We start from the raw sequence: 18,889 nt of genomic DNA, 5'->3' as shown, positions 1-18,889 counted from the left end.
CGACTCGACAGGGTCAAGCGGGAACAAGATCGTCCGCGTGGATGATCGGACGTTGAAGGTCACCGGGCAACGCGCCCGTCGACCGTCCGATCATCCGCGCGACGTCGTCTGCGTCGTACGCCACGACTCCCCGACCTCGGACAGCACCGGCGAGGTCGACCAGATCAACGACGTCCCCGCTGGAGAAGTTGCCGTGCGCCTCGGTGACACCGGCGGCCAGAAGAGAACGTCGTCGCAGGCAGACAGCTTGAACGGCGCCGTCGTCGAGCACCAGCCGGCCATGCGACTCCGCCGCGTGACGCACCCAGAAGCGTCGTGCGGAAAGGCGTTCGGGCCGTGCGGCGAACACTGTTCCGACGGATGCGTCGCGAAGCGCTCCCGCCGCGTCGGCAGCCGACGCGAGCAGCACGGGAACACCCGAGTCGGACGCCAGACGTGCGGCCGCCAGCTTCGAGGCCATGCCGCCGGTGCCGAGGGCGCCACCCGACCCGGCGATCACTCCGTCGAGGTCGTCGGGACCGTCCACCTGCTCTATGAGACGCGCGGGGAGGCCGTCAGGCCCCGGCTTCCGGGGGTCCCCCGTGTACAGACCGTCGACGTCGGACAGCAGCACAAGCGCGTCCGCGGACACCAGATGTGCGACGAGAGCCGCGAGGCGATCGTTGTCACCGAAGCGGATCTCGTTGGTGGCGACGGTGTCGTTCTCGTTCACCACCGCCACGGCATGCAGCGACCGCAGACGATCGAGCGTGCGCTGAGCGTTTGCATGGTGCGCGCGGTTCGATATGTCGTCCGCAGTGAGTAGAACCTGCCCCACCACGCGTTCGTATCGTGCGAACGAAGTCCCCCAAGCGTGCGCCAGTGCGAGCTGTCCAACGCTGGCAGCTGCTTGTTTGGTCGCGAGATCGGTGGGCCGTTTGCGCAGGCCGAGCGGCGCGATTCCGGCCCCGATTGCGCCGGACGACACCACGATCACGTCGGATCCCGCGCGCATTCGTGCTTCGAGGGCGTCGACGAGGACGTCGAGACGACCGCGGTCGAGGCCGCTCTCGAGGTCGGTCAGCGCCGACGACCCGATCTTGACGACGATGCTCCGGGCCGCGGCGATCCCGGCCCGAACGTCACTCATCGTCGAGGTCGTCGGACTCCCAGCCGAGAGCCTGCTCGCTGTCGGCGTCCGAGTGCTCACGGCGAGCCTTCCTGGCGACCTTGCGTTCGGCGGCGCCGACGCGATCGTTCCGCTCGAGCCGGATGTCGGTGCCGCGGCCGGTGATCGGCACTGCGTCGCCGGTCGGCGTGGTCGGCTCCCAGTCGAACGTCATACCGGCGATCGTGACCGCCGCCCCCGGCTTGGCACCACGCTTGACGAGCGCAGCTTCCACTCCGAGGCGGTTGAGCCGGTCCGCGAGGTAGCCGACGGCCTCGTCGTTCTCGAACTGTGTCTGGATGATCCACCGTTCCGGACGCGCGCCGCGGACGATGAAGCCGCCCTCGATCGACGGATCGGCTTCGATGGTGAACTCGCCCTGATCGACGGCCTTGGGCCTGATGATCGCGCGACGGGCGACGGGCTTGGCGTTCTTGGCCCGGTACTCCGACACCATCTCGGCCAGTGCAAATGTCAGCTCAGACAGCCCCTGGTGTGCAACTGCCGAGATGCGGTAGACGGGCCAGCCGCGCTCGGCGATGTCGGCTTCGACGAGGTCGGCGAGTTCGGCCGCCTCGGGGATGTCGACCTTGTTCAGGACGACGATGCGGGGCCGGCTCGCCAGGTCGCCGAGCGAGTGGTCGGCGTCCAAGGCGGGGCGGTATGCTGCGAGCTCGGCTTCGAGCGCGTCGATGTCCGAGAGCGGGTCGCGCCCCGGGTCGAGGGTCGCACAGTCGACGACGTGCGCCAGGACGGCACAGCGCTCGAGGTGCCGGAGGAACTCCAGGCCCAGTCCGCGGCCCTCCGACGCTCCGGGAATGAGACCGGGGACGTCGGCGACGGTGAACACGTCGGCGCCCGCGGTGACGACTCCGAGGTTCGGCGTGAGCGTGGTGAACGGGTAGTCGGCGATCTTCGGCTTCGCTGCGGACAGCACTGAGACCAGCGACGACTTTCCGGCCGACGGGAAGCCGACGAGACCGACGTCGGCCACCGACTTCAGTTCGAGGATGAGTTCGCGTTCCTCGCCGGGCTCGCCCAAGAGGGCGAAACCTGGCGCCTTGCGCGCCTTCGAGGCCAGCGCCGCGTTGCCCAGGCCGCCGCGACCGCCTTGCGCGGCGACGAACTCGGTGCCCTCCCCGACCATGTCGGCGAGGATGTTTCCCTTGTCGTCGAGCACAACGGTGCCGTCAGGGACCGGAAGCACGAGTTCGTCGCCGTTGGCGCCGCTGCGGTTGTCTCCGTGACCGGGTCGTCCGTTGGTGCCGCGCGCGTGCGGTCGGAAGTGGAAGTCGAGGAGCGTGTGGACCTGAGGATCGACGACGAGGCGGACGTCACCGCCGTTGCCACCGTTGCCGCCGTCGGGACCACCGAGCGGCTTGAACTTCTCACGGTGCACAGACGAACATCCGTGTCCGCCGTTGCCTGCTACCACGTCGATTTTGACGCGGTCGACGAAACGCGACACGTTCGTCTCCTTCCTCACCGAATGACACAAGGCGGGTCAGGGTTCTGTAGTGACCCCGACCCGCCCTGTGTAGAGCTTGTTACCAGAACACCTGGTGTCAGACCGAGGCCGACTCCGGGACGATGTTCACGGTCTTGCGGCCGCGCTTGGTGCCGAACTGCACGGCGCCTGCCTCGAGAGCGAACAGCGTGTCGTCGCCACCGCGACCGACGTTGACGCCCGGGTGGAACTTGGTGCCGCGCTGACGGATCAGGATCTCGCCCGCGCTGACCTGCTGGCCGCCGAAGCGCTTCACACCGAGTCGCTGGGCATTCGAATCGCGACCGTTGCGCGAGCTGGATGCACCCTTCTTATGTGCCATGGTTCATTCCTCCTGAAAGAAAAGTGCGTTGCTTACTTGATACCGGTGACCTTGAGGACCGTCAGGTTCTGACGGTGACCCTGGCGCTTGTGGTAGCCGGTCTTGTTCTTGAACTTGTGGATGCGGATCTTCGGACCCTTGACGTGCTCGAGGATCTCGGCTGCGACCGACACCTTGGCGAGCTTGTCCGCATCGGTGGTGAGGTTCGCACCATCGACGACCAGCGCCACCGGCAGATCAACGCTGCTGCCCTGAGCGGCGTCGATCTTCTCAACCTTCACAATGTCGCCTTCGGCGACCTTGTACTGCTTACCGCCGGTCTTGACGATCGCGTACGTAGCCATTCCCGCTGTCCTCTAACTTGTCTCATCGGGCCGAAGTCGCAGGCCATTCCTGCGCTCCAGCGAATCTGTGGTGCTGCACACTCCGGGGATCCGTCCTCGGAGCATTTCCTCTCCAGCGCAGGCGTCAGCGCGCGTCTGGGGGATGCGACCTGTCAAGGTTACGGTAGCGCTCCCTATCAGGTCAAACTCATCTCGCCGGCGTGTCAGTCGCCGCCCGGCGGAGGCCCCGCCGCACGTCGACCGGTACGCCTGCGCGGGGTCCGGGTGACCGACACGACCGGCTCGGAAGCCTGGGGGGCGACGGTGGTGACCGGCGGTTCCGCACTTCCAACGGTGATCGCTTCCGGGGCGACCGCGGTGGGCGCCGACGGACGGCGGACCGCCCGACGACGTCGTCGGACCACTCCGGCGGCCGGGGCCGCGTCGGCGACAGGCGCCGGCTCGGCGACCGGGGCCACTGCATCGGGTACGTCCACGGCGACCGGCGCGACAGCAGCAACCTCAACCGCGGCGTCGGCCGTCTCTACGACCGCTACGGGCGCGACCTCCACCGGATGGTCGGCGACTGCGTGATCGTCGCTGTGATCGTGACCGTGTTCGTCGTCGTGGTGAGCCATGGTCCGGAACAGCGGGTGCTCCGCGGCGGGCTTGTGCGGCGCCTTGGGCTGCTGGACCGATGGGGCCGCCTCGGGCTTCGTCTCCGGAGCGGCCTCGGCGCGTCCCTTCTTACGACGCGTCCGTCGGCTGCTCGAATCCCCGCGCGAAGCGTCGTCGGACGACGCCGGACGGACCTCGACAGGATTGGCGTGGACGATCACTCCCCGACCTGCACACGCGGTGCACGTGGTCGAGAAGGCTTCGAGCAAGCCGGTGCCGAGACGCTTGCGTGTCATCTGCACAAGTCCTAGCGACGTCACTTCGGACACCTGGTGACGTGTGCGGTCACGGGCCAGCGCCTCGGTGAGGCGACGCAGCACAAGATCGCGGTTCGACTCGAGGACCATGTCGATGAAGTCGACGATGATCATGCCGCCGATGTCACGCAGACGCATCTGCCGGACGATCTCCTCCGCGGCTTCCAGGTTGTTCCTGGTGACCGTCTCCTCGAGATTGCCGCCCGAACCGGTGAACTTGCCGGTGTTGACGTCGACGACGGTCATCGCCTCGGTGTGCTCGATGATCAGCGTGCCGCCAGAAGGCAGCCACACCTTCCGGTCGAGTGCCTTCGCGAGCTGCTCGTCGATGCGGTGCACGGCGAACGAGTCGGGAGCGTCCGCGTGCGCCTTGGCGAACTCCTCGACCCGCTCGGACAGGTCGGAGGCGACGTCGTTGACATACCCGGAGACCAGTTTCCACGCCTTGTCGCCTTCGACGACGAGCTTGCTGAAATCCTCGTTGAACAGGTCGCGGACCACGCGGACCAGCAGGTCGGGCTCTTCGTACAGCGCACGCGGAGTTCCGGACGCTTTCTCCGAATGCTCAGCGGCGGCGGCTTCGATGCCCTTCCACTGCGATTCCAGTCGTGCGACGTCGGCCGCGAGCTCCTCTGCGCTGACACCCTCCGACGCGGTGCGGATGATGACGCCCGCCTCGTCCGGCACGAGCTTGGAGAGGATCTGCTTGAGACGCTTGCGCTCGGTGTCGGGCAGCTTCCGGCTGATGCCGGTCGACGTCCCGCCGGGCACGTACACCAGGTAACGGCCGGCCAGCGAGATCTGTGTCGTCAGGCGAGCGCCCTTGTGTCCGATCGGGTCCTTGCTGACCTGGACCAGTACGTAGTCGCCGGGCTTGAGGGCCTGCTCGATCTTGCGTGATCGACCGTCGAGGCCCGCAGCCTCCCAGTTGACCTCGCCCGCGTACAGGACGCCGTTGCGGCCTCGGCCGATGTCGACGAACGCAGCCTCCATGCCGGGCAGCACGTTCTGGACGCGGCCAAGGTAGATGTTGCCGACCATCGACTGTGACGTCTCGGTGGTCACGAAGTGCTCAACCAGGACTCCGTCTTCGAGAACGGCGACCTGCGTGTAGTCCTCGGTGGTCGCGTTGGCGCCGCGCTCGCGGATCACCATGACTCGCTCCACCGACTCACGGCGGGCCAGGAATTCCGACTCGGTCAGAATCGGCGGACGACGACGTCCCGCGTCCCGTCCGTCACGTCGACGCTGGCGCTTGGCCTCCAGCCGAGTGGATCCGGAGATGCCCTGGACTTCGTCGCGCACTCTCTTGGTGCGGGGCTCGCGTTCGTGGACGACGGTGTTCGGCGGATCGTCGGACGACGTCGCCTCCTCGCCTTCACCGGCTCCACGACGGCGACGACGGCGACGCCGACGCTTGCTGGTGGGCGTCGCGTCATCGGAGGCGTCGTCGCCGGAGTCGGTGTCGGAGGTCTCCGTGTCGTCGGACGAGTCCTCGGACTCCGGCGCCGTGTCTCCGGGAGCGGCGTCAGGTGCGGCCTGCTCCTCGTCGCCTGCACTGCCGGTGTCGGCGGCCTCGGTGATGTCGTTCTGCTCGTCGGCGGGCTGGTCGCCGCGTCCACGGCCGCGACCGCGGCGTCCACGACGACGGCGGCGCGACCGCGACTCGTTCTCTGCAGAGTCTTCCGCATCGGCGTCCGAGTCCGCTTCGGCGTTGGTGGTGTCGTCGGCGGACTCGTCGGCCACCTGCGCATCGCCGGTCGAGGCGTCGGCGACTGCCGACGCGTCGGCACCCTCCGGTCCGTCGATCGGCGCCTGCTCGGAGATCTCGACGGCAGGCGCATCGGCGGTGTCGTCGGAGTCTGCCGTCTTGGCCTTCTTGCCTGACTTCTTGGCGCTCTTCTTCTTGGCAGGCGCGGCCTCGCCGTCGTCCGCCTTCTTCGCGGACTTGCGGGCGGATTTCTTGCCGTCGGCCTTCTTGTCGTCGGCGTTCTTGTCGTCGGCGTTCTTGTCCTCGGGCTTCTTGTCCTCGGTCTTCTTGTCCTCAGATGTCTCATCCGAGGTCGACTCGGCGGCGGGACGCTCGTCGGTCACAGGCTCGGCGTCGGGCTTCGTGGTCTTCCGGGCGGCGGCCTTACGCGCCGCGGCCTTCTTGGCGGGCTTGCCGCCTGCCGGAGTGTCCGCCGACAAGAAGAGAGGCGCTCCCGCGTCGCCCGCAGCGGCAGGCGCCTGCGGCTCCACGACCTCAACCGCCGAGAACAGCGACGTCGAGGGTTCCGCTGCCGCGGCTGCGGCGTCGTCGGTGGAAGCGTCGGGCGCGGTGGCGCCAAGACGCTGTGCGACGGCGTATGCGTCGTCGCGTGAAATGGACGACTGCGCGGTGCGCGCCGTCACCCCCAACTCACCAAGGTGCGCAAGCACGTCCCGGCTGGTGGATTCCAGCATCCGGGCGAGTGCGTGCACGCGGAGTCGAAGGGGAAAATGTTCCGCCGTGAAATCCGCCTTGTCGGCGTTCACCGGCGACCCGTTGTCGGTCACGTGGTCTCCTCGAGACCCCCGGGCGCGTCGGGCGTGTGAACTTCTCACGACGCGGCCACGCGAGGGCCTTCCCAATGTGTGCCGGTCGAAGCGACCGGGTGTTGTGTGGTCTTCGCGTCGTTCTCGACGCCTTGCTGTGGCGGTTCGTCCGCCGAGCCCTCGGCGTCAAAGTGTGACGCCGTGAACTACAACAAGTATCCCACACGTGCCGGGAAGAACCCGCACAGCCTGGAAAAGTGCCCCGCGCGCCGCGGCGCGAGGGTGTCGGATCAGGAGTTGAGCGACGGGAACCAGAGGGCGATCTCACGAGCGGCGGACTCGGGCGAGTCGGAGCCGTGAACCAGGTTGAACTGGGTCTCGAGGCCGAAGTCACCGCGGATCGTGCCGGGTGTGGCCTTCTCGACGGGATCGGTGCCGCCCGCGAGCTGACGGAACGCGGCGATGGCGCGCGGGCCTTCCACGACGAGTGCGACCACGGGGCCGGAGGTGATGAATTCGAGCAGCGAACCGAAGAACGGGCGTTCGGCGTGCTCGGCGTAGTGCTCACTGGCGATCTCGGTGGTGACGGTGCGCAGTTCGAGCGCGGCCAGCGTCAGGCCTTTGCGTTCGATGCGGGAGATCACTTCACCGATGACACCGCGCTGCACGCCGTCGGGCTTGATGAGGACGAGAGTCTGTTCAGTCACCAGGACACTGTAACGACCGGTGGCCTCATACGCCGCGTCAGCTGGGGCAGTACTCGGGCTCGATGGCGAAGAATCCATAGCTGAACAGGCCCGACTTGGAGTGCGGCGTGACGATGATCTGAACGCAGGCGCCCGGCTTCGCCATCGCGGCATCGAGCTCGGCGTCGATGATCTTGCCCATCGCACTGTTCGCCTGCCGGAACGCAGGCGGCACCGGAAGATTCCGGATGAGCGCACCCGGCTGGCGATCGTCCATCCACTTGGTCGCACCGCGCGTCGCGATGTACCCGAAGGAGCCCTCGGGCACCGGCATCGGCAGGCCTGGCTTCACCATCGACGGGTCGAAGCCCTCCGACGACGGCGTGGTCGTCGACGGAAGAGTCGACGACGGCGCCGCGTGCGCGAGCGGTGCGATGAACAGCGGAACCGCAACCGCAGCGATCAGCGCGGACACGAGATGAGACGAGCGCATGCAATCCTTCCGGTCGATCTCGGAGTGATCGACGCTACTGCTGTGAAGTGTAACGGACGGATTCGCTCGATCGGACTACGCGCGTTGGCTGGGCAGGAGTCCCCGTTCGATGCGCAGTGCGACGTCGCGACGGATGTACGCGATGTACACCCAGACGCAGAGGAAGATCACTCCGATCACAGCGATCGACCAGTGAAACAACCCGCCTGCGATGAGGAGCAGTTGGAGCACGAGGATCGCGGGCAGCGCCCATGACCGCGCGCACATGCCGGACATCAGGACGTGAGCGAGCGTCATCGCACCGAGATACAGGCCTGATCCCCAGCCGAGACCACCGCCGATCTTGGCGATGATCGGGAAGGCCAACAGGACCACGATCACTTCGAGGATCAGCGTTCCGGCCATCACACCGCGGAATCCCTTCCACGGATCGGTGGCGGGCGGGTTGACCGCCGGAGTGTTCTCGTCGGTCATGACGGGTCCTTCGCAAACAGTGTGCGACCGGCGCCTGCGGTGACGACCGATCCGGTGATGATGACGCCCGCACCGGACACAGTCCCGGTCTCGCCGTCTTCGGCGAGGGCGATGGCCGCCTCGACGGCGTCGGGCAGGAAAGGCTCCACACTCACGCGCTCGTCACCGAAGATCGGCAGCGCGAGGTCGTAGAGCGAGTCCGTGTCGAGCGCCCGGGGCGAGCCGTTGTTCGTGAGGACGACGGCGTCGAGCACGGGCTCGAGCTCCGTCAGCAGCCCTCGCGCATCCTTGTCGCCGAGCACGCCGATCACCCCGATCAGGCGACGGAAGTCGAACTCCGACACCAACGCCTGGGCCAGCGCGCGTGCACCGTGTGGGTTGTGCGCGGCGTCGACGAAGACGCTCGGCGCATTCCTCAGCCGTTCCAGGCGTCCGGGAGTCCGAACCTCGGCGAATGCTTCGCGGACGGTGTCGACGTCGAGCTGACGGTCGGCTCCGGCACCGAAGAACGCCTCGACTGCGGCGAGCGCGAGGGCCGCGTTCTGCGCCTGGTGAGCGCCGTGCAGCGGAAGGAACACGTCGTCGTACACGCCGCCGAGTCCTTGGATCCGCAGCAGTTGCCCACCGACGGCGGTCGCCGAGTCGAGGACTGCGAACTCGGAGTTCTGACGCGCGACGATGGTCCCGGCCTCCACACTCGCCCGCAGCAGCACGTCGGCCACCTCAGGCTCCTGCGGGCCGATGACGGTCACCGGATCGCTCGGGACCACGGCGTCGGTGGGGCCGGGTTTGATGATGCCCGCCTTCTCCCCTGCGATCGCCGTGAGCGTGTCACCGAGGTAGTCGGCGTGGTCCATCGCGATCGGAGTGATCACCGCGACCTTGGAGTCGATCACGTTGGTCGCGTCCCAGCGTCCACCCATGCCCGTCTCGACGACGGCCACCTCGATCGGAGCCTCCGCGAACGCGGCGTACGCCATCGCGGTGAGGACTTCGAACTTGCTCATGCGCGGGCCGCCCTGCGCGGTCGACGAGTCGTCGACCATCGTGATGAACGGCTCCAGCTCCCGGTACGTGTCCACGTAGAGCCGTGGCGAGATCGGGGTGCCGTCGATCGCGATCCGCTCGGTCACCAGTTGCAGGTGAGGGCTGGTGATCCGACCGGTACGGCGGTGAAACGCCTGCAACAGAGAGTCGATCATCCGCGTGACCGACGTCTTCCCGTTGGTTCCCGCGATGTGAATCGCCGGGTAGGCGTGCTGAGGGTTCCCCAGCAGTTCGAGCAGCAGGTTGATCCGTGTCAGCGACGGCTCGATCTTGGTCTCGGGCCAGCGGGTGTCGAGTTCGGCCTCTACCGCCGCGAGTTCGGCGAGGTCCTCCGGGCTGGGAGCCATCAGGCGCCCAGCGCCTCGAGCTTGGCCTTCAGACGGGCGATGTCCTCCTGTGCGAGGGCCTGGCGAGCCTTGATCTTGTCGACGACGGCGTCGGGGGCCTTGGACAGGAACTGCTCGTTGCCGAGCTTCCCGGTGGTGCCCGCGAGTTCCTTCTCGGCGGCGGCGAGGTCCTTTGCCGCACGCTTGCGCTCGGCTTCGACGTCGACGGTCCCGGAGGTGTCGATCGCGACGGTCGCGGTGCCGCCCGAGAGGCGGACTTCAATGGTCGCGGTCGCCGCGAAGTCGTCACCCGCGGCCTCGAGGCGCGCGAGCGAGTCGAGCTGGCCGCGCAGAGTCGCCAATCCGAGTGCTTCGAGGCCCTCGACGGTGGCGGCGACTCGCTGTCCGGGACCCAGACCCTGGTCGCTGCGGAAACGTCGGACCTCGGTGATGAGCTTCTGGAGGTCGTCGATCTGCTGGGCCGCGGTCGGGTCCGCGGGTGCGCCCGAGGGTGTGGGCCACTCGGCGATCACGACGGACTCGCCGCCGGTCAGGGTGGTCCAGAGGACTTCGGTGACGAAGGGCATCACCGGGTGCAGCGCGCGAAGCAGCTTGTCGAGAATGGTTCCGAGGACAAGCGCGGTGGCGTCGGCGCGGGCGCCGCCCTCGGCGACCTGGACCTTCGACAGCTCGAGGTACCAGTCGCAGACCTCGTCCCACGCGAAGTGGTACAGCGCCTCGCAGGCCTTCGAGAACTCATACGTCTCGAAGCCGGTGTCGACGTCGGTCAGCACCTGGTCGAGTCGGCCGAGGATCCAGCGGTCGGCGACGGTCAGTTCGTCGGCGGCGGGGAGATCCCCGAGGCGATCGCCGGGAGCGGAGCGAGCGGGATCAGGTACCACGGCACCGTTCATCATGGCGAACTTGGTGGCGTTGAACAGCTTGGTCGCGAAATTGCGAGAGCTCTGCGCGTGCGATTCGCCGACCGAGATGTCGCTTCCGGGGTTGGCTCCGCGAGCGAGGGTGAAGCGCAGCGCGTCGGCTCCGAAGCGGTCGACCCAGTCGAGTGGGTCGATGCCGTTGCCCTTCGACTTGCTCATCTTCTGACCGCGTTCGTCACGGACGAGACCGTGGAGGAAGACGTCGCGGAACGGAACCGTCGCAGGCCGCCCCGGTAGGCCGCCGAGGTCGAGGTTCGAGACGTAGGTTCCGAACATCATCATGCGGGCGACCCAGAAGAACAGGATGTCGTAGCCTGTGACCAGCACCGATGTCGGGTAGAACTTGTCGAGATCGGCGGTCTGCTCCGGCCAGCCCATCGTCGAGAACGGCCACAGTCCGGAGCTGAACCAGGTGTCGAGGACGTCGGGGTCCTGCTCCCAGCCCTCGGGCGCGGTCTCGTCGGGGCCGAAGCACTCGACTTCGCCGTCCGGGCCGTACCAGATCGGGATTCGGTGGCCCCACCAGAGCTGACGCGAGATGGTCCAGTCGTGCATGTCGTCGACCCAGTCGAACCAGCGCGGTTCCTGGCTCTTCGGGTGGATCACGGTGTCGCCGTCGCGGACGGCGTCGCCTGCTGCCTTGGCGAGCGACGACACGTCGACCCACCACTGCATCGACAGTCGCGGCTCGATCGGCTCGCCCGCCCGCTCGGAGTGGCCGACGCTGTGCGAGTACGGGCGCACCTCCTTGACGATGCGTCCCTGCTCGGCGAGCGCCTCACGCACTGCCACGCGCGCCGCGAAGCGGTCGAGTCCGTCGAACTGGGTTCCGGTGCCCTCGATGACCGCGGTGGAGTCCATGATCGTGATCATCGGCAAGTTGTGCCGCTGGCCGATCGCGAAGTCGTTCGGGTCGTGGGCAGGCGTGATCTTGACTGCGCCCGAGCCGAATTCGGGATCGACGTAGTCGTCAGCGATCACCGGGATCTTGCGGTCGAGGAACGGGTGATCGAGTTCGACACCGATCAGTGCCTTGTAGCGCTCGTCGTCGGGGTGAACGGCGATCGCGGTGTCGCCGAGCATGGTCTCCATACGGGTCGTGGCAACGACGATGTGAGGCTGCGCGTCGTCGAGCGATCCGTAGCGGAACGAGACGAGCTCACCGTCGACATCCTTGTACTTGACCTCGATGTCGGAGATGGCGGTCTGCTGGGCGGGCGACCAGTTGACCAGACGCTCGGCCCGGTAGATCAGACCGTCGTCGTAGAGCTTCTTGAAGATCGTCTGGACGGCACGGGACAGGCCCTCGTCCATGGTGAACCGGTCGCGGTTCCAGTCGACGCCCTCACCGAGACGACGCATCTGGCTCTGAATCGTGCCGCCCGATTCGGCCTTCCACTTCCAGACACGCTCGACGAAGGCCTCGCGTCCGAGCTCCTGGCGGGAGGTGCCCTCAGCGGCGAGCTGCTTCTCGACGATGGTCTGCGTCGCGATGCCCGCATGATCCATGCCGGGCAGCCACAGCACCTCGAACCCCTGCATGCGCTTACGGCGTGTCAGGGTGTCCATGAGGGTGTGGTCGAGCGCGTGCCCCATGTGCAGCGAGCCGGTCACGTTCGGCGGAGGCAGGACGATCGAGTAGCCGGGCTTGTCGCTTGACGCGTCAGCTTCGAAGTATCCGGCGTCTACCCACCGCTCGTACAGGCCCGCTTCATGCTCGGAGGGGTCCCACGACTTGGGGAGGCCGGCGCTCTGATCGGAGTTCGTCACGTCTCGATTCTAGAAGCGGCACTGCTTGTGGGACGAACCGGCCCAGTCAGGCTCCCACTCGGAGTCGGTGCAGGTCTTCGGGGGCGTCGACGTTGGTGAGCCAGTTCGGGTCGCTGACACCGACGCGGCGCGTGCTGATCGCGTCCAGCGCCGCGAGCATCCGCAGTTCGCCTGCGTCGACGAGGGCGGCCAACGCGTCGGCGGCGCCCGTCCGGTAAACGCCCGCCATCGGGTGGTCGCGCTGGGCGTCGTGGGCGATCACCGCATCGGTCGACGGCGTGAGTCCGGCGAGCAGTTCGTCGACGAGCTCGGCCTTCACCAGCGGCATGTCCGTTGCGCACACGAACGCGACGTCGGCGCCTGCCGCCGCCGCCGCTCGCAGTGCCGCGACGAGCCCGCCGAGCGGTCCGCTGCCCTCCTGCTCGTCGGTGACCCACTGCAGGTCCGATTCGGCCGACAGTTCGCGATACGCCTGCGACGTCTCCGGAGCCGCGACCAGGACGGGCGTGCACCGCTCCCCGATCGCCTCCGCGATCCGAGTGAGCATCGTGGCTCCCTCGAACTCGAGTGCTGCTTTGTCCTGCCCCATGCGCCGCGACCGTCCCCCAGCGAGAACGATTCCGGCAACTGTGTTGTGCGTCATACCGACCACCGTAGCGGCGACGCAACCGTCTCGCCGCCGCTTGACGTTTCGGATGCCGCGTCTCCTCCCGCCGAGCGGCGGCGATTGGCGGGAGCGGGCGCCTGCCGCGCCGGCGGACCTGTGGACAACGGAGGTGACGGATTCGACGATCCAGGTTTCAATTCGGGCATGTGGCCGACTGACAAACACGGGATCATCCACCGTTCAGCACTGCTCGACATCGGGGTCACTGACGCCGAGGTCAAACGTGCTTTGCGATCAGGCGAGATCGTAGCTCTGGACAGGGGCTTCTACCTGCCTGTTGCGCGGCTGCCGACCTACGACGTGGACGACGCCGTCTACCGATACAAGGTCATGGCAGCGGCGTCCCACCAATCAATGGCGCTCACGCACGAATCGGCGGCCGCCATCCACGCACTCGCGACCCTCAAACCGGACCGCTCCGTCGTCCACTTCGGAACAGACCGGTCAAGCGGCGGACGTCGAATGCCCAGCCGCCACATCCACACCGGAGTCCCCCACGACGCCCTCGTCGTTGTCGGCGGTATCGCGGTCACGTCGATCGCCCGAACTGCTGTGGACATTGCCGCGTGCACCGACCTCGCTCGCGCCCTTGCCGTGATGGACAGCGCTCTTCGCCTCGGGGTGACTCTTGAGGAGCTGCGTGCTGAGGCGTCTCGCCACCGCATTCGCGGAGCGGCCGTCGTCGATGCGGCGTTGCGGCATGCCGACGGACGATCAGCAAACCCGGGCGAATCCTGGGGCCGCGCTCAGATGATCGAAGCCGGCCTTCCCGTCCCCGACCTGCAGTCTGAGTTCGAACTCGGCGACGGGTCGTCCGCGTTCACCGACTACGACTGGGCTCGACGTCTGATCGCGGAGTTCGACGGTCTCCGGAAGTACGGTCGAGACTTACGCCCGGGCGAGAGCATCGAGGACGCCGTCGTGCGCGAGAAGGTCCGGGAGGATCGCCTCCGCGACCTGGGATGCGATGTGGTCCGATTCGTTTGGGCCGATCTCGAGAACCGTCGGATGGTCCCCCGGGTGACGCAGAAACTCCGGCGCCACGGACTCCTTTAGCCAATACGCAGCAAGCGTTGGTTCCCGCTAATTGTCTGACAATTAGCGGGAACCAACGCCTGCTGCGTGAAGGTTAGGGCCTGTCGGTCCGTCGGCCTTAGGCCGACTTCTCCTTCGGGCCTTCGTCCTTGCGTGGGACGACGGTCGGGAGGACGTTGTCGCGGACGGTCTCGCCAGTGACGACAACCTTGGCGACGTCGTCGCGGCTCGGGATGTCGTACATGACGGGGAGCAGGACTTCCTCCATGATCGCGCGGAGACCACGAGCGCCGGTGCCACGGTGGATCGCCTGATCGGCGATCGCCTCCAGAGCGTCCTGGCTGAACTCGAGCTCCACGTTGTCCATGTCGAACAACCTCGCGTACTGCTTGACCAGCGCATTCTTCGGCTCAGACAAGATGGAGACAAGCGCCTCCTTGTCGAGATTCCGAACAGACGCGATCATCGGGAGACGTCCGATGAACTCGGGAATCAGACCGAACTTGATCAGATCCTCGGGCATCACCTCGGCGAAATGATCAGTCGTGTCGACATCACGCTTGCTGGCGACCTCGTTGCCGAAGCCGATGCCGCGCTTGCCGACTCGCTCGGCCACGACCTTCTCCAGACCGGCGAAGGCGCCGGCCACGATGAACAAGACGTTCGTCGTGTCGAGCTGGATGAACTCCTGGTGCGGGTGCTTGCGTCCGCCCTGCGGCGGCACCGACGCCTGCGTGCCTTCGAGGATCTTCAACAGCGCCTGCTGCACACCCTCCCCCGACACGTCGCGCGTGATCGACGGGTTCTCGCTCTTACGCGCGATCTTGTCGACCTCGTCGATGTAGATGATCCCGGTCTCTGCACGCTTCACGTCGTAGTCTGCGGCCTGGATCAGCTTGAGCAGGATGTTCTCGACGTCCTCGCCCACATAGCCGGCCTCGGTGAGTGCAGTCGCGTCGGCGATGGCGAACGGCACGTTCAGCATCTTCGCGAGCGTCTGAGCGAGGTAGGTCTTACCGCAGCCCGTGGGACCGAGCATCAGGATGTTCGACTTCGCCAGCTCAACCGTCTCGACCGAGCCACGCTTGTCGCTCACCTTCTTCTCGCCTGCCTGGATGCGCTTGTAGTGGTTGTAGACGGCGACGGCGAGGGTCCGCTTGGCCGTGTCCTGACCCACCACATAGTTGTCCAAGAAGTCACGGATCTCCGCGGGCTTCGGAAGCTCGTCGAGCTTCACGTCGCTGGTCTCGGCCAGCTCCTCCTCGATGATCTCGTTGCACAGGTCGATGCACTCATCGCAGATGTAGACCCCGGGTCCTGCGATCAGCTTCTTGACCTGCTTCTGGCTCTTACCGCAGAACGAGCACTTGAGAAGGTCCCCGCCGTCTCCCATTCGCGCCATGTGGCCGCACCTTCTTTCTCGTGACGCGCGTCACCGTGAACGGTACTCGCGCTTGCGTGTGTTCGGACGAGGGAACACGGATTGCTAGCGGGCCGACTTCTTGCGGTAGTCGAAGACCTCGTCGATGATCCCGTACTCCTTGGCCTGGTCAGCGGTCAAGATGTTGTCACGATCGGTGTCCTTGCGGATCTTGTCGGTGTCCTGGCCGGTGTGGTGGCTGAGGATCTCGTCGAGGCGCTTACGGATGCGCTCGATCTCGGCCGCCTGGATCTCCAGGTCGGAGACCTGACCCTGGTAGGCGCCACCGGTACGGGGCTGGTGGATCAGGACGGTGGCGTTCGGCAGAGCCGCACGCTTGCCGGGGGTGCCACCCGCGAGCAGGATCGCGGCGGCCGAAGCGGCCTCGCCGAGGCAGACGGTGACGACGTCGCAGTGCACGTACTGCATCGTGTCGTAGATCGCGAGCATGTCCGGAACGCTGCCGCCGGGCGAGTTGATGTACATCGTGATGTCGCGATCGGGATCCTGGCTCTCCAGGACCAGCAACTGAGCCATCACGTCGTTGGCGACGGTCTGGTCGATCGGCGTGCCGACGAAGACGATGCGCTCTTCGAACAGCTTCGCGTACGGGTCGTACTGGCGCTGACCGTTCGGGGTGTTCTCGATGAACGACGGCAGGATGTAGCGGGCTTCGATGCTCTTCAGAGCGATCGCCGAGTCCGAGATGCCTGCGCGGACATCAGCGGGAAGATCGTTGTACATGGTTTCTCCGTAGCCGGTGAAGGGATGTGAGGGATGGAGGAGGCGCTCAGGCACCCGGACGCGAGATGGTGGTCACCACGTGGTCGACGAAGCCGTACTCCTTGGCCTCGGTCGCGGTGAACCAGTTGTCGCGGTCGGCGTCGGCCTCGATCTTCTCGAGCGGCTGACCGGTGAACTCGGCGTTGAGTCGGTTCATCTCCCGCTTGGTGGCGGCGAACTGCTCGGCCTGGATCGCGATGTCGGCCGCGGTGCCGCCGATGCCCGCCGACGGCTGGTGCATCATGATGCGCGCGTGCGGAAGTGCGTGACGCTTGCCCTTGGTGCCAGCGGCGAGCAGGAACTGGCCCATCGACGCGGCCATGCCCATCCCGTAGGTCGCGACATCGCACGGTGCGAGCTGCATCGTGTCGAAGATCGCCATGCCCGCCGTGACGCTGCCGCCGGGCGAGTTGATGTACAGGTTGATGTCCTTCTCCGGGTCCTCCGCGGCGAGCAGCAGGATCTGCGCGCAGAGGCGGTTGGCGATGTCGTCGTCCACCTGGGTGCCGAGGAAGATGATGCGCTCGCGGAGGAGTCGCTCGAAAACCGAATCAGTCAGGTTCAGGCCGGCGACGCCCGAGCTCATCGAAGGCGTGTGGAGAGTGCTCACTGGTTGTACCTATCTGTCGAGAAAGTGCGGCGTTGTCACCGAGGTTAATCACTTACGGGGTGCCGAATGTTCCGGTGACACCCCGGATTCGCTCACAGCAGAACACTGTGACGCCTCGTCCTGCGGGTTCATCTCTGGGAGAACACGACAGCCGGGACGGATACCGTCCCGGCTGTCGTGAAACCTCGTGAGCGAGGTGAAGAGAATCAGGCCTCTTCGTCGTCCTGGGCGTCCTCATCGGCTCCGCCGAAGAACGCCTTGGTGTCGATGGCCTCACCGTTGGTGTCGGTCACCGTCACGTCGCCGATGACCTCGGCGAGCGCCTTGTTGCGACGCACATCGGCATACAGGGCGCCGATCTGGTTCGCGTTCTGCAGCTGCTGGATGAACTCCTGCGGTGCGACGCCGTAGCGCTGGCTCTGCATGAGGATCTGCTGGGTCAGCTCGTCCTGGCCGACCTCGACCTCGGTCGCGTCCGCGATCGCGTCGAGCAGCAGCTGAGTGCGGACCGACTTCTCGGCGTCCGTACGGCTCTCGGCGTCCCACTCCTCGCGGGTCTTGCCCTGCGCCTCGAGGAAACGGTCGACCTGAGCGTCATCGTGCCCGAGTGCGTGGACCAGCTGGTGCTGGACGCCCTCGACCTCGTCGGCGACGACCTTCTCGGGCAACGGGAACTCGACGGTCTCGAGCAGCTGCTCGAGGACGGCGTCCCGGATCGCACCGGCCTGCTCGTACTTCTTCGACTCGCCTGCGCGCTCACGCAGACTCTCGCGCAGCTCGTCGACGGTGTCGAACTCGCTGGCGAGCTGTGCGAAGTCGTCGTCGACGGCGGGGAGCTCGCGCTCCTTGACCGAGTTGACGGTCACGGTGACCTCAGCCTCTTCGCCTGCGTGGTCGCCTGCAACGAGCTTGGTGGTGAACGTGTTCGTCTCGCCGGCCTTCAGGCCTTCGAGGGCTTCTTCCAGGCCGTCGACCAGATCGCCGCTGCCGACCTCGTGCGAGAGGCCCTCGGTGGTGGCCTCGTCGACGGTCTCACCGTTGACGGTGGCGATCAGATCGATCGACACGAAGTCACCCTTGGTCGCGCCGCGCTCCACACCGACGAGGGTGCCGAAGCGTGCGCGGAGGTTGTCCAGCTCGGTCTCGACGTCAGCGTCTGCGACCTCGATCGCGTCGACCTGCACGGCGATGGTCGAGTACTCCGGCAGCGTGATCTCCGGACGGATGTCGACCTCTGCGGTGAAGCGGACCGGCTGGCCGTCTTCGAGTTCTGCGACGTCGAGCTCCGGCTGGCTGATCGCCTTGACGTCAGCTTCGGCGATCGCCTGCGAGTACTTGTTCGGCAACGCGTCGTTGACGACCTGCTCGAGGATCGACTGGCGACCGACGCGGGCTTCGATCAGCTTCGCGGGGGCCTTGCCCGGACGAAAGCCGGGGATGCGGATCTGCTGCGCGAGCGACTTGTAGGCCCGGTCGAAGTCAGCGGAGAGCTCCTCGAACGGAACTTCGACACTCAGCTTGACTCGGGTCGGGCTCAGCTGCTCGACGGTGCTCTTCACGACTTCGATGCTCCTTATAGATCCGTACGTCACGTATTCGTCGGGATGACAGGATTTGAACCTGCGACCCTCCGCTCCCAAAGCGGATGCGCTACCAAGCTGCGCCACATCCCGTGGACGTCCCGCAGTGCGGACACGGCCAAACGCACATAGTACGGGCCGAGGGTGTCCCACCGCGAACCAGGGACCGGTTTTGTCCATCACCGATGCCCTGGGGTACTGTTTCACCGGTCGCAACGAGCGTGCGGCACGCGGGTGTAGCTCAATGGTAGAGCCCTAGTCTTCCAAACTAGCTACGCGGGTTCGATTCCCGTCACCCGCTCAGAA

16 protein-coding genes and 2 tRNA genes are annotated in these 18,889 nt (G+C 66.5%); 2 read left to right on the top strand and 16 right to left on the bottom strand.

The genetic code is table 11. The features are described 5' to 3' along the window. Positions 1-13: 13 nt before the first annotated feature. From proB to JVX90_RS06065, 11 genes are all read right to left on the bottom strand, one after another. Positions 14-1,129, bottom strand: coding sequence for a glutamate 5-kinase (gene proB / locus JVX90_RS06115; protein WP_205331513.1), 1,116 nt, complete (start codon positions 1,127-1,129; stop codon positions 14-16). Then, positions 1,122-2,615 (bottom strand): GTPase ObgE, encoded by a 1,494-nt coding sequence (gene obgE / locus JVX90_RS06110; RefSeq protein WP_205331512.1) that lies wholly within the window; start codon positions 2,613-2,615, stop codon positions 1,122-1,124. The genes proB and obgE overlap by 8 nt, the downstream gene beginning before the upstream one ends. A 97-nt stretch (positions 2,616-2,712) precedes the next feature. Then, complete coding sequence (rpmA, locus tag JVX90_RS06105) at positions 2,713-2,976, bottom strand: 50S ribosomal protein L27 (protein WP_008378367.1); 264 nt, start codon at positions 2,974-2,976, stop codon at positions 2,713-2,715. A gap of 32 nt (positions 2,977-3,008) precedes the next feature. After that, positions 3,009-3,320: a 50S ribosomal protein L21 gene (gene rplU / locus JVX90_RS06100; RefSeq protein WP_008378366.1), complete on the bottom strand. Its 312-nt coding sequence runs from the start codon at positions 3,318-3,320 to the stop codon at positions 3,009-3,011. Positions 3,321-3,523: 203 nt separating this feature from the next. Continuing rightward, positions 3,524-6,772, bottom strand: coding sequence for an Rne/Rng family ribonuclease (locus JVX90_RS06095; RefSeq protein WP_205331511.1), 3,249 nt, complete (start codon positions 6,770-6,772; stop codon positions 3,524-3,526). A gap of 269 nt (positions 6,773-7,041) precedes the next feature. Continuing rightward, a complete protein-coding gene (gene ndk, locus JVX90_RS06090) occupies positions 7,042-7,458 on the bottom strand; it encodes a nucleoside-diphosphate kinase (RefSeq protein ID WP_205331510.1) in 417 nt (138 codons plus the stop codon). A gap of 37 nt (positions 7,459-7,495) precedes the next feature. Continuing rightward, a complete protein-coding gene (locus tag JVX90_RS06085; protein ID WP_205331509.1) occupies positions 7,496-7,930 on the bottom strand; it encodes a hypothetical protein in 435 nt (144 codons plus the stop codon). Between the two features lie 75 nt (positions 7,931-8,005). Then, positions 8,006-8,404, bottom strand: coding sequence for a DUF4233 domain-containing protein (locus tag JVX90_RS06080; protein ID WP_205331508.1), 399 nt, complete (start codon positions 8,402-8,404; stop codon positions 8,006-8,008). Further along, positions 8,401-9,798, bottom strand: coding sequence for a folylpolyglutamate synthase/dihydrofolate synthase family protein (locus JVX90_RS06075; protein WP_205331507.1), 1,398 nt, complete (start codon positions 9,796-9,798; stop codon positions 8,401-8,403). Before JVX90_RS06075 ends, JVX90_RS06080 begins: the two co-directional genes overlap by 4 nt. Continuing rightward, positions 9,798-12,488 (bottom strand): valine--tRNA ligase, encoded by a 2,691-nt coding sequence (locus JVX90_RS06070; RefSeq protein WP_205331506.1) that lies wholly within the window; start codon positions 12,486-12,488, stop codon positions 9,798-9,800. The genes JVX90_RS06075 and JVX90_RS06070 overlap by 1 nt, the downstream gene beginning before the upstream one ends. Before the next feature lie 46 nt (positions 12,489-12,534). Next, the gene (locus JVX90_RS06065) at positions 12,535-13,131 is read right to left on the bottom strand and encodes a molybdenum cofactor guanylyltransferase (RefSeq protein ID WP_205331505.1); all 597 of its coding nucleotides are present in this window, start codon (positions 13,129-13,131) and stop codon (positions 12,535-12,537) included. 168 nt (positions 13,132-13,299) lie between these two features. On the opposite strand from JVX90_RS06065, the gene JVX90_RS06060 reads away from it, so the two are divergent. After that, positions 13,300-14,211, top strand: coding sequence for a hypothetical protein (locus JVX90_RS06060; RefSeq protein WP_205331504.1), 912 nt, complete (start codon positions 13,300-13,302; stop codon positions 14,209-14,211). 97 nt (positions 14,212-14,308) lie between these two features. Here JVX90_RS06060 and clpX read toward each other — a convergent pair whose 3' ends face one another. The 5 genes from clpX to JVX90_RS06035 all read right to left on the bottom strand — a co-directional run bounded on the left by clpX (position 14,309) and on the right by JVX90_RS06035 (position 18,676). Next, on the bottom strand, positions 14,309-15,592 hold the full coding sequence (gene clpX / locus JVX90_RS06055) for an ATP-dependent Clp protease ATP-binding subunit ClpX (RefSeq protein ID WP_205331503.1): 1,284 nt from the start codon (positions 15,590-15,592) through the stop codon (positions 14,309-14,311). A gap of 84 nt (positions 15,593-15,676) precedes the next feature. Next, positions 15,677-16,354: an ATP-dependent Clp protease proteolytic subunit gene (locus JVX90_RS06050; protein WP_240194075.1), complete on the bottom strand. Its 678-nt coding sequence runs from the start codon at positions 16,352-16,354 to the stop codon at positions 15,677-15,679. Positions 16,355-16,400: 46 nt separating this feature from the next. Then, entirely contained in the window at positions 16,401-16,979 is a 579-nt protein-coding gene (locus tag JVX90_RS06045) for an ATP-dependent Clp protease proteolytic subunit (RefSeq protein WP_205332297.1), read from the bottom strand. Positions 16,980-17,209: 230 nt separating this feature from the next. Next, on the bottom strand, positions 17,210-18,562 hold the full coding sequence (gene tig / locus JVX90_RS06040; protein WP_205331502.1) for a trigger factor: 1,353 nt from the start codon (positions 18,560-18,562) through the stop codon (positions 17,210-17,212). 40 nt (positions 18,563-18,602) lie between these two features. Then, positions 18,603-18,676, bottom strand: a tRNA-Pro gene (locus JVX90_RS06035). Between the two features lie 137 nt (positions 18,677-18,813). Between JVX90_RS06035 and JVX90_RS06030 the strand changes: the two genes are divergently transcribed. Next, positions 18,814-18,884, top strand: a tRNA-Gly gene (locus JVX90_RS06030). Positions 18,885-18,889: the final 5 nt, after the last annotated feature.

The sequence above is a fragment of the Gordonia sp. PDNC005 genome (genome assembly GCF_016919385.1).
GTDB lineage: Bacteria > Actinomycetota > Actinomycetes > Mycobacteriales > Mycobacteriaceae > Gordonia.
Note: the sequence above shows the minus strand (reverse complement) of the source record. Positions and strands in the feature narration are given on the sequence as shown.